We start from the raw sequence: 6,394 nt of genomic DNA, 5'->3' as shown, positions 1-6,394 counted from the left end.
ATTTTTCAGCACGACGGAACGGCGTAGCCTTGTTTAGTCCACCGGCATAGCCGGTGGCTTACCTGTTGGAGTTACTCGATAAAACTCAGCAAAGATATTTTCCACCTCCATGCGCTCCGCTGCCGTGACATAGGGAGACTCCTCTGTTCGCACCGACAACAAAATCACCCGTTCATGCAAGGTCATAGTGTGCTGAAGCATGTGCACCATGGCCGGAGGGGCGGCATGGCGATTGCTGGACATGAACACTGCAGTACCCGCCACCCGGTGGATCGTGTCGTGCTGTAGTTGCCGCAAAAAAGGCAGCAGGGGAATTTCACTTTTGCCAAGCGCAGCCCGCACCATATCTTGCCCTTTGCGCCAAGTGGACATCAGCAGAAACAACAGGCTCCCCATCAGCAGAGGAAGCCACCCGCCATCAAAAAATTTCAGAATGTTGGCCCCGAAAAAGCCCAAATCGATGCTCAAAAAGAGCAACAATAAAGGTAATTACTGCCATAAACTCCAGGCAAAGAAATTTTTCAGAACAATACCAAAGGCCAAAGAGGTCACCGCAATCATGGTCCCAGTCACAGCGATTCCATAGGCAGCAGCCAAGCGTTCGGAACTCTGAAAACCCAGGATTAAACCGATTACCGCCAGCAACAACAGCCAGTTGGTGATTGGCACATAAATCTGCCCCCTCTCTGTCGAGGAGGTATGTATCACCCGCAAACGTGGCAAATAACCCAACTGCATGGCTTGACGGGTCGCCGAAAAGGCTCCAGAGATCACCGCCTGTGAGGCGATAATGGTTGCCGCAGTCGCCAGAATTACCACCGGCAACACTCCCCACTCAGGAACACTTAAATAAAAGGGATTTTTCACCGCCGTCGGATCGCCGAGAATCAATGCCCCCTGACCAAGATAGTTCAGAACAAGGGCGGGAAACACCAAAATACCCCACGACCAGTTGATGGCAGGACGACCAAAATGTCCCATGTCTGCATAAAGCGCTTCGGCACCTGTAACTGCCAAAAAGACCGATCCCAGGACCAAAAAAGTATTTGCGTTACTTTCACCAAACAAAAAACGCAGACCATAAAGGGGATTCAATGCCGATAGAATCTCTGGATGGTACACTATCTCCTTCACACCAATCGAGGCAATGGTCACAAACCACAGCAGGCAAATCGGCCCGAAAAAACGGCCAATCTGTTTGGTACCATGACTCTGCGAGGCAAACAACAACACAATCACCAAGATAGTGATCGGTATGATATATGGCTGCAAGGTTGGCGTCAGCACCTCCAACCCCTCTACCGCAGACAATACTGAAATGGCAGGAGTAATCGCCGCATCACCAAAAAACAAGGAAACACCAATCATGCCCACTACCACAATCAGACGCTGCTTGCGTGGTGATTGGGCAGTATATTTTTTTGCCAAGGCCACCAAAACCAGATTCCCCCCCTCGCCCTGATGGTCGACTCGCATGATAAACATTTGATACTTGACTGTTAAAACAATCAACAGTGTCCAGACAATCAGTGAAACAATACCCAGTACATTATCCGTGGTGGTTAAAGGCGCATGGACACCACCCAACGCCTCCTTGACTGCATATAAAGGACTGGTGCCTATATCTCCGAACACCACACCAATCGCTCCCAACATCAACGGCACGAGTCGTGATGTGTGGGTGTCTTGCCTAGCTGTTTCCATTTTCATCCTCCCTTGTACCATGTTGACCAATGCAAGAAGGATCTTAGCGAAACAAATATCAAACAGGTGAACAATGTTGCACTGCAACCATAAAAATCTTATCAATGGTTCCGGCATACCTTATGCGCCAGCCGTTAACGCGACCAAAATATAATTTTATTTATATTGTTTAATAATTTACTAATAATTTTCAATACATGACATGTCCGCCAAACTTCATCCAATAACTATCCCTGGTACATGCTCAAAAAATGCACATGAATACGCCAAGAGGTGGCACCAGCAGCGCCATTGGCACTATATTCCAAACGCTCCACCACCACCCGCCATGGCAGATGCTGCCACTGATGCAGCAGCGCCAACATCTCCCCATACCCCCCCTCCCAGGTCAGTTGCAGGGCATGCCGCCTGACCACCATCTCCGCTGTCGATTGGGTCGCGGCGCATCGGAATACCACCTGTTCCGGGAGAACGGTGCGCGCCAACAGGCGGCGCCGGGAGGTAGAGGCTGTCAAACGCTCCATAAAAGCAGCCAATTCACCATAGGGCAGCCACTCTCCCGCCCGCTGCAACCACGGCTGAGTCTGCACCAGCGATGGCAATGACTCCTGATTGCTGATTGCACCTTGCCCTGGAATGTGCTGCAAGCGCTGCCACTCTTGGGCAAAAGGCAACCATTGCCAACGATACCAAAGCGCCAGCAACAGCACCGCCCCCAACACCCACACAGCAAGCCGTTGCCGACGACACAACCGTGCATAGCCCTGAGCAAACCAGCGCATCAACGCTTCCCCTCTGCCGCTTCGATACGCAAACGGAAGGAAAAAGGGCCAGGGGTTGCAGCAGAACGCTCCTTGCCTTGCCCATTGCCCTCGCGCTGCAACTCGCGCAGCATATATCCCGCCAATACCGGTTGCTCCAGCAATTGCCGTTGATAACGCTGCCACCCCTCCTCATCCACCCCCTGCAACTGACCAGAAAGCTCCAAATACTCCTCTGCCTTCCCGGCTCCGCGCTGCCACAACAGTTGCCGCAACCTGACGCCAGGTACATGTGCCACCGCCAACTGCTCCAACACTGTCGCCAGCGGCAGTGCAGAGCCTGCTGCCAACTCTCCCTCGATCTTTTTCCAGGAGGCAAGGCAATCGGCCATTGCGGCACTCTCCTGCCCCGCCGCCGGCACTGCTCCTGGCGTCGGCGCCAATAACCGCTCCTGTTGCTGCTGCAACTGCCGCCGCACCGCCAACTGCTCCTGCAAACCATAACTCAACAGCAACAAAGCCATCGCCAACAACAACCAACTCAACAGCAACCAACGCCCCGGCAAAAATGGCCGTGCGGGACGCAAATCATCATGATAAAAGTTAACAGACTGCCCGTTCATCGCCGCTCCGCGCTGCCAAGCAGGGCACCAATCGCCGGCAGACAGCAGCTTAACTGCTCCTCATCCACCCCCGTTTGCCAACGCAGCAACTGTTCCAACGGCAAAGAGTAGACACTCAAACCCAAGCGCGTCGCCAAATAGTGCTCCAGTTGCTCAAAAACAAACCCCTCTGTGGTGGTGGAGGAGTTCCTGCCCGCTGCACTCGGTTCGGAGTGCAGGCCCGGCCAGGAGCTCTCTTGCCCTGCTGCGGACGACGCTGCCTGACGCAGACGCAAACGCTCCGCCTCGGGCAGTTGACAGGGTGCGGCCGCAGGCAAGAGAAAAAGATGTGCAACGGCTGGCTGGGCAAAGCTGCGCTGGTAAAAGTGCAAAGTGCGGTGCAACTCCATGGCCAACTCCTGCACAGCGGCGGGCACGACAGGCCCTTCTGGTGCGACGCTTGTGCCAGTGAATGGGCTGGGAATTGGCAGGCCATGGGAGCTCTGCAGGCCATGAACACTCTGCGTGGTATGGGAAGCCAAAACGGAAGGGAGATTGTGTTGCTGCGGCCACAGGGCAACGGGACAACTCTCCAGCAAGCGGGCCAGATAGAGGAGTCGCTGCCGACGCAAGGTGATCAACACCCCCTCGCCGCTCCACGACAACAGAGCCAAACCCTCTGCACTCTCCGGCAAATGATCGGTCAAACGACCCAAAGCCAAATCAAGAATATCCAAACGCTGCAGTTGCAGACCAACCTGTGCAAACAGGGCAATCTCCTCTTGCAGTCGTTGCCGACGCGCCACCGCCAGATAGATGCGCGCAGACTCACCCTTGCCGGCCCCCTCCGGCAAAGGGAAACACTCCACCACCGCCTGTTCGGCTGGATAGCCCAAACGGTCGGCAATTTTCCAGCGCAGATTCAGACCCCATTCGTGACGCGGCAACGCAGGTGCTTCGGCAGGAAAGAGCAGATAGGCATCCCGGTCCAACACCCCAACCGCCCGCGCTCCACGCAATCCTGCATGACGCAACCAGGAGCTGAGCTCTTGTACCGACAGCGGTTCGGGAAAAAATTGGCAGCGCAACACCACAGGGAGACCATCCTGCATTGTCTCAGCCAGTTGCACCACCGCCAATCCCGATGGACGACGGATCCAGGCCACACGTTCTGTCGGCGGTACGCCACGCCGCCAGAGAGAGCGCCACCAAGCCGACAGGCCACGCGACGATCGCTCAGTGGTCTGGCCATGTGACGACCGCTCAGTGGGCTGGCCATGTGACGATTGCTCAGTGGGCTGGAAGGGTGCCTGTTCGCCTCTCATGGCAGGGCATGTTCACTGTGCTCCGTTTATCGGGCTGGTTATTTGTGCTTCTGCACTCTGACCAACAACAAAAACAGCGCTCTCTTTAGGCAAAGGGATTGCTGCGGATCATGGTCTGCTGGCGATCCGGTCCCACCGAGAGAATATCCACCGGCAAGCCACACAACTGCTCCAGATAACGGATATACTCCTGGGCTGCAGCAGGCAGCTCTGCAAATGAACTGGCTCCTGCCGTGGAGGTGGACCAACCGGGCAGCTCCTCATAAATCGGCTCACACAGATCCAGAATGGCAGGATTGGCCGGCATACTATCCAGACGACGACCATTGCGTTGATAGGCGACACAAACCTTGAGGCTATCCAGACCATCGAGAACATCCAGTTTGGTCACCACCAAACCGGTGACCCCATTGAGCCGTGCCGCATGGCGGGCCACGATGCCATCAAACCAGCCGCAACGACGGGCACGTCCGGTGGTGGCGCCAAACTCATTACCCACACGGGAGAGATGTTCGCCCACTGTATCGTTCAATTCGGTCGGAAAGGGTCCACTGCCCACCCGCGTGGTATAGGCTTTGACCACCGCCAAAACCGCATCGATGCGGGTTGGTCCCACACCGGTACCGGTGCAGGCGCCGCCGGCCACCGTCGAAGAGGAGGTGACAAAAGGATAGGTGCCATGGTCCACATCCAACATGGTTCCCTGAGCCCCCTCGAACAAAATGGGACGCTTGTTGCGCGTAGCCTCCTCCAGAATACCGACCACATCATCGACAAAGGGCAACAAGGTGTCGCCCATACGCAGATAGTCGTCGCGAACGGTTTCATAGCTGAAGGTGGGGGATTGATAAAAATTTTCCAGCATAAAATTATGATAGGCTACATTTTCGCGCAGCTTATCCTCAAAAATCTGGCGATTGAACAGATCATCGATACGAATGCCGCGCCGGGCCACCTTATCCTCATAGGCAGGACCGATCCCACGACCGGTGGTACCGATTTTGCCTTTGCCTTTGCGCTTCTCCCGTGCCTGATCCAACTCCCGGTGATAGGGCATAATCAGATTGGTCAAGGCCGAGATTTTCAGATTGCTGCCGCTGACCGCCAGACCCAGGTTGGTCAAGCCTTGCAGCTCTTCCAAAAATGCCTGTGGATCCAAAACCACACCGTTGCCGATGATGCACAACTTACCGTTACGCACGATTCCTGACGGCACCAAGTGCAACACATATTTTTTGCCACCCACGACCAGCGTATGACCGGCATTGTGTCCCCCTTGAAAGCGCACAACGATTTCGGCCTGTTCGGTCAACAGGTCGACAATTTTGCCTTTCCCTTCATCCCCCCACTGGGCACCCAACACAATCACGTTGGCCATGGTCTGTTACTCCACATGCAAATGGCTACTCTCTTAGAACACTCTCGCGGCAAAAAACTCCTCTCGTGCGCGCTAACCGCACAGGATCATAACCGCCACTCATGAAAATTGCAAAGAAAAGTCGCACTCTTCAGGGCAATCGCATTTGAAAATCAGAAAATTATTATGGAGGTCCAGGAGGAGATTATCTCCTCCTGGTGGGTGCAGGGCAAAGCCCTGCTGAAAATGTGCGGCGTTTCACAAAAGCGAATGCGTAGCATTCGCGCACGCCGCACCGATTTGTGCCCCGAAGGGGCACTCTTTGGGAGGGCGGACGCCCGACATGCACAGTTTCGCTTGTGGCAACAGTGAGGAAATGGGCAAATGCGCTTGCCCTGGCACTCTTTTCTCGCAACTATTCAGGTTCATGCTGGCCTGCCAGCTCTAACCCCGGGTGGTGAATAGTCACCTTTTCTGTTTCATGTTCATGCTGGCCTGCCAACTCTAACCCCATGGGGATGCTGTGCGAATTGGCGCAAAAATGCGCGCCAATCCGCACAACTTGCTTCCATTAGGCGCGCTGCGCCGACGCAAAAAGCGCGTCGGCTTAGTGTGAAAAGCGCGCCAAAGGCAAAAGATTAAAAG

The 6,394-nt window shown here is 54.8% G+C and carries 6 protein-coding genes and 1 pseudogene; 1 reads left to right on the top strand and 6 read right to left on the bottom strand.

Annotated elements, in window-relative coordinates; translation table 11 throughout:
* Positions 1-33: 33 nt before the first annotated feature.
* The 6 genes and pseudogenes from EJP87_RS19050 to EJP87_RS12990 form a co-directional block, all read right to left on the bottom strand.
* Positions 34-249, bottom strand: a complete 216-nt coding sequence (locus EJP87_RS19050; RefSeq protein WP_420886863.1) for a KUP/HAK/KT family potassium transporter — start codon at positions 247-249, stop codon at positions 34-36.
* A 60-nt stretch (positions 250-309) separates the two neighbouring features.
* Positions 310-1,656 (bottom strand): annotated as a pseudogene (locus EJP87_RS13010) (KUP/HAK/KT family potassium transporter); the annotation flags it as partial.
* A 275-nt stretch (positions 1,657-1,931) separates the two neighbouring features.
* On the bottom strand, positions 1,932-2,486 hold the full coding sequence (locus tag EJP87_RS13005) for a hypothetical protein (protein ID WP_130472303.1): 555 nt from the start codon (positions 2,484-2,486) through the stop codon (positions 1,932-1,934).
* Positions 2,486-3,088, bottom strand: coding sequence for a hypothetical protein (locus EJP87_RS13000; protein ID WP_130472302.1), 603 nt, complete (start codon positions 3,086-3,088; stop codon positions 2,486-2,488). Before EJP87_RS13000 ends, EJP87_RS13005 begins: the two co-directional genes overlap by 1 nt.
* Positions 3,085-4,392 carry a type IV pilus biogenesis protein PilM gene (locus EJP87_RS12995; RefSeq protein WP_130472301.1) on the bottom strand — a complete coding sequence of 436 codons (1,308 nt, stop codon included), beginning with the start codon at positions 4,390-4,392 and terminating at the stop codon, positions 3,085-3,087. Before EJP87_RS12995 ends, EJP87_RS13000 begins: the two co-directional genes overlap by 4 nt.
* Before the next feature lie 85 nt (positions 4,393-4,477).
* Complete coding sequence (locus tag EJP87_RS12990) at positions 4,478-5,770, bottom strand: adenylosuccinate synthase (RefSeq protein WP_130472300.1); 1,293 nt, start codon at positions 5,768-5,770, stop codon at positions 4,478-4,480.
* 165 nt (positions 5,771-5,935) lie between these two features.
* On the opposite strand from EJP87_RS12990, the gene EJP87_RS12985 reads away from it, so the two are divergent.
* Entirely contained in the window at positions 5,936-6,121 is a 186-nt protein-coding gene (locus EJP87_RS12985; RefSeq protein WP_130470540.1) for a hypothetical protein, read from the top strand.
* Positions 6,122-6,394 lie beyond the last annotated feature (273 nt).

The organism is Candidatus Magnetaquicoccus inordinatus (assembly GCF_004217665.1).
Taxonomy (GTDB): Bacteria; Pseudomonadota; Magnetococcia; order Magnetococcales; family Magnetaquicoccaceae; genus Magnetaquicoccus; species Magnetaquicoccus inordinatus.
The sequence above is the reverse complement of the archived record's forward strand: the minus strand, read 5'-3'. Positions and strand labels throughout refer to the sequence as shown.

What these genes read in the sequence shown, in the direction of transcription:
- EJP87_RS13005 (WP_130472303.1), bottom strand. Translation starts at nt 2,486, where the DNA reads ATGCGCTGGTTTGCTCAGGGCTATGCACGGTTGTGTCGTCGGCAACGG.
- EJP87_RS12995 (WP_130472301.1), bottom strand. Translation starts at nt 4,392, where the DNA reads ATGAGAGGCGAACAGGCACCCTTCCAGCCCACTGAGCAATCGTCACAT.
- EJP87_RS13000 (WP_130472302.1), bottom strand. Translation starts at nt 3,088, where the DNA reads ATGAACGGGCAGTCTGTTAACTTTTATCATGATGATTTGCGTCCCGCA.
- EJP87_RS12985 (WP_130470540.1), top strand. Translation starts at nt 5,936, where the DNA reads ATGGAGGTCCAGGAGGAGATTATCTCCTCCTGGTGGGTGCAGGGCAAA.
- EJP87_RS12990 (WP_130472300.1), bottom strand. Translation starts at nt 5,770, where the DNA reads ATGGCCAACGTGATTGTGTTGGGTGCCCAGTGGGGGGATGAAGGGAAA.